Below are 231 nucleotides of genomic sequence, written 5' to 3'. Positions count from 1 at the left end.
CACTACAAAACCGATGATGAAAGAAGAAGTGAAGACAACCTGATTGAGATACTCAGGATCTAGGACCAAATAAGGAATGCCTAAGACGGAAACAAACCTGCCCGTAACGATCAGAAAAAGTAGCAACCAAATGATCAGAAGCAAAATGTTTTCCTTGAAATGCGTGACAAGCAACTGTATTGGAAGTGAAAAATAAAAGGCCTTTAGCATCTGTGTAATTGATTTCGCTGA

Annotated in this window: 1 protein-coding gene; it reads right to left on the bottom strand. The window is 39.0% G+C overall.

The annotated features are described in order from the left end of the window. A partial coding sequence (locus I5349_RS14195; RefSeq protein WP_226391409.1) for a hypothetical protein occupies positions 1 to 210 on the bottom strand: 210 nt, incomplete at its 3' end. Positions 211 to 231 lie beyond the last annotated feature (21 nt).

Origin of the sequence: Penaeicola halotolerans (assembly GCF_016464625.1) — a bacterium.
GTDB classification, from domain to species: domain Bacteria; phylum Bacteroidota; class Bacteroidia; order Cytophagales; family Cyclobacteriaceae; genus Penaeicola; species Penaeicola halotolerans.
The sequence above is the reverse complement of the archived record's forward strand: the minus strand, read 5'-3'. Positions and strand labels throughout refer to the sequence as shown.